Source organism: Mesorhizobium sp. M7A.F.Ca.US.006.01.1.1 (genome assembly GCF_003997935.1).
GTDB lineage: Bacteria > Pseudomonadota > Alphaproteobacteria > Rhizobiales > Rhizobiaceae > Mesorhizobium.
Genome location: NZ_RZQL01000437.1, coordinates 1 through 2476, shown reverse-complemented (window position 1 = coordinate 2476; position 2476 = coordinate 1). Strand labels below are relative to the sequence as shown.

4 protein-coding genes are annotated in these 2476 nt (G+C 65.4%); 3 read left to right on the top strand and 1 reads right to left on the bottom strand.

Going from position 1 to position 2476, the window contains the following annotated elements; translation table 11 throughout:
- From EN943_RS36500 to EN943_RS36490, 3 genes are all read left to right on the top strand, one after another.
- Positions 1 to 525 (top strand): YafY family protein (locus EN943_RS36500; protein WP_164778591.1); only part of this gene is annotated, 525 nt, incomplete at its 5' end.
- A gap of 74 nt (positions 526 to 599) precedes the next feature.
- Entirely contained in the window at positions 600 to 995 is a 396-nt protein-coding gene (locus EN943_RS36495; protein ID WP_127416556.1) for a VOC family protein, read from the top strand.
- Positions 992 to 1429 (top strand): EVE domain-containing protein, encoded by a 438-nt coding sequence (locus tag EN943_RS36490; protein ID WP_127416555.1) that lies wholly within the window; start codon positions 992 to 994, stop codon positions 1427 to 1429. Before EN943_RS36495 ends, EN943_RS36490 begins: the two co-directional genes overlap by 4 nt.
- Here EN943_RS36490 and EN943_RS36485 read toward each other — a convergent pair.
- Positions 1426 to 2391, bottom strand: coding sequence for an ornithine cyclodeaminase family protein (locus EN943_RS36485; protein WP_127416554.1), 966 nt, complete (start codon positions 2389 to 2391; stop codon positions 1426 to 1428). The genes EN943_RS36490 and EN943_RS36485 overlap by 4 nt on opposite strands.
- Between the last annotated feature and the right edge of the window lie 85 nt (positions 2392 to 2476).

The window sequence follows — 2476 nt, the reverse complement described above, 5'->3', positions numbered from 1 at the left end:
GGGCTGGGTTATGTGCTCAAGCCCGGCTTCATGCTGCCGCCGCTGATGTTCAGCGACGAGGAGATCGAAGCCATCGTGCTCGGCTCGCGCTGGGTCGCAAAGCAGCCGGACCAGCGTCTCTCAGCCGCCGCCGCCAACGCGTTGGCCAAGATCGCCGCCGTGCTGCCGGACGATCTGCGCGAGGATCTCGACGCGAGCACACTGTTGGTCGGCCCTGCCGCCGCGGCCACCGAGGGCATCGACCTTGGTGTCGTACGGCAGGCCATCCGCAACGAGCGCAAGCTTGGCTTTCTCTACCGCGACGCCGGCGGCGCCGCGTCCGAGCGTGTCGTTTGGCCATTTGCGCTGGGCTTCTTCGACAAGGTGCGGGTGGTGGTGGCGTGGTGCGAGATGCGGCACGATTTCCGGCATTTTCGCACCGATCGCATCACCGAACTCCAAGCAACAGACACGCGCTATCCGCGTCGTCGCCAGGCGCTGCTCAAGGAATGGCGGGCGACGCTCGACAAGCCGCGTGGTTCGTGATGACTGCTGCCATAATCTGACAGTAACCTATCTTATGTTCGCCAAGTCGAAACACCGAGCCTTGGAGAGCAGATATGGCCACCCCGAATTTCGTCATCCTCTATGTCGACCAGCCGCTTGAGAGCGGTGCCTTCTACAGCGCGCTGCTTGGCCGTGAGCCGGTCGAAAGTTCGCCGACCTTCGTGCTGTTCGTGCTCCATGCCGGCTTCAAGCTCGGCCTGTGGTCGCGCCATACGGTGGAGCCGGCAGCCGCCACGTCAGGCGGTGGCGCCGAAATCGTGTTTGCGCTGGATACGCCCGATGCGGTCGATGCCGCCCATGCCGACTGGTCCGGGCGCGGGCTGAAGATCCTGCAGACGCCGACCGACATGGATTTCGGCCGTACTTTTGTCGCGCTCGATCCCGACAATCATCGCCTGCGCGTCTACTGGCTGTCCGATGGGGAACAGGCCAATGGGGAACAGAAATGAGCGCGTACTGGATCGCGGTGGCCTCGGCCGAACATGTCCGGCGCGGCCGCCAGGGCGGCTTCATGCAGGTCAACCACGGCAAGGCAGCACCGCTGCGTCGCGTCAAGCCGGGTGATGGCGTCGTCTACTACTCGCCGACCACTGTTTTGGGCGAGAAAGATGGCTTGCAGGCTTTCACGGCGATAGGCATCGTGCGGGAAGGCGAGCCTTATCAGGGCGATATGGGCGCCGGCTTCACGCCGTTCCGCCGCGATGTGACGTGGGCCAAGGCCGAGGAAGCGCCGATCAAGCCGCTGCTCGACAGGCTGGACTTCACCGTGGCCAGGTCGAACTGGGGTTATCAGCTTCGCTTTGGCCTTTTTGAAATCGGCGACCACGATTTTCATGTGATCGCCGAGGCGATGGGCGCCGAAATGGGTGCAACGGTAAACTAGGCCGTGAGCGCCTTGTAGACGGCAATGCCGGCGGCAAGATCCTCGAGCGCCGCGCCGACCGACTTGAACAGCGTGATCTCACCGGCGCTCTCGCGGCCCTTCTTCTGGCCGCGCGCCAATTCGTGCAGATCGGCGACGATGGCTTCCGGCTTCAGCACGCCGGAGGCCAGCGGTTGGACGATGTCGCCGGCTTCCTTGGTGGCGCCGGCGCGGGTGTCGACATAGACGCGGGCAAGCCTGATCGCGTCGTCGTCGCTCTCGCGCATCGTCGGCGTAAAGCCGCCGACCAGGTCGACATGGGTTCCTGGCCGCAACAATGCGCCCTTGACCAACGGCGTCGTCGTGATCGTTGCCGAGGAGACGATGTCGGCCTGCGCAAGCTCGGCATCGAGATCGCTTGCGGCGCTGGCCGCGAAGCCTTCGGCGCGCAGATCGGCCGCGACTTTCTCGGCATTGTCCGGGGTGCGGTTCCAGATGCGGATGGTCTTGATCGGCCGCACGGCCGAGTGCGCCTTGGCGAGGAAGGGCGACAGCGCGCCGGCGCCGACCACCAGCAACCGCGAGGCATCGTCGCGGGCGAGATAGGAGGCCGCAAGCGCCGAAGCACAGGCGGTGCGCCACTGTGTCAGCCGCTGGCCGTCGATCAAGGCTTCAGGTTCGCCGGTGGCACCGTTGAGCAGGAGATAGAGCCCCATCACCGCCGGCTTGCCGATGGCGTTGTTGTCGGGCGAGACAGTGACGATCTTGACGCCGACGTGACCGCCGGCCGACGTGCCGGCCGCGTTGAGGTCGGTCCAGGCCGGCATCAAAAGCAGGGTGGAGGCCGCGCCGTCGGGCCGCTCGATCGTATGGTGGTGCCTGACCGGCTGCACCGCGCCGTCGCGAAACGCCGTGCGCAGCGTCTCGACCAGTCCGGGAAAGGTCAGCGTATGGTCGACCTCTGCGGCCGAAATGGTCAGCATGAAAAACTCCGTGGGGACAAAGCCGCCTGCTGGCGGTTCAAGTGGTCGGCTTCGGCAATGCGGACCCTTTGGCGGGCCCTTGGGC